Origin of the sequence: Pseudovibrio sp. WM33, assembly GCF_001623165.1 — a bacterium.
Classification (GTDB): Bacteria; Pseudomonadota; Alphaproteobacteria; order Rhizobiales; family Stappiaceae; genus Pseudovibrio.
On sequence record NZ_LMCK01000150.1, the window covers coordinates 4,689 to 5,401 of the forward strand.

Below are 713 nucleotides of genomic sequence, written 5' to 3' on the forward strand. Positions count from 1 at the left end.
CGCCAGAATACCGGAGAAACCAGAAGCAGCCATTGCACCCTTGGTGATCCCATCCGGGCTCAGCCATGCGCTGAGTGCACTGGTTTCCTCATCAACCGCCTTGGAACCTTCTTCTTTTTTATGCGGCTCAAGATTTGGAGCCGGAGCACGTTTAATAATGGCATTTTTGACCAGTTCTAGGGATCGCTCCTGCACATGCCGCACGCGCCGCGTCCAGCCGGTTTTGTTGTAGGGCCAGTTTCTCAGCCGCTTCATGAATTTCAGGCGAGCGATTGAGAACAAATTTATTAAGGCAGTGGCAGCATGAGCCTTCACTGCACCCAACGTAATCAGGCCCAACACGCCATCTACTTTGACTTTGAGGATCTTCTGCAGGATCTTGACGGCCCGCGCCGGGCCGGAGTTCACGGCACAATCAAACACAGCATAGTCCAGCCCACGCGGCAATTGATCACCCTTCACAGCATCCCAGTATTGCGCCCGGTAGATTTCGATTGCCTCCTCACGGCTCAGGCGCTTCACCTCTTCCACGCTCACCGCACGGCCACGCCAAGCAGACAAAGTCCTTTGAGTGACGCCAAGATTTGTTGGGCCGCCCGGATCTGCTTTGCGCGAACGGTTTGCAAACCCGCCTTCAATTCCAAGCAAGTCTAAAATAATCAGTCGGAACGTCTCTTTCATGCTCTGCCCCTAACAAAAAACGGGAGCCGAAA

The 713-nt window shown here is 54.0% G+C and carries 1 protein-coding gene; it reads right to left on the minus strand.

Annotated elements, in window-relative coordinates; genetic code table 11:
• The coding region (locus tag PsWM33_RS25345) for a glycoside hydrolase family 108 protein (RefSeq protein WP_208994748.1) at positions 1 to 681 on the minus strand (681 nt) is incomplete at its 3' end.
• Positions 682 to 713 lie beyond the last annotated feature (32 nt).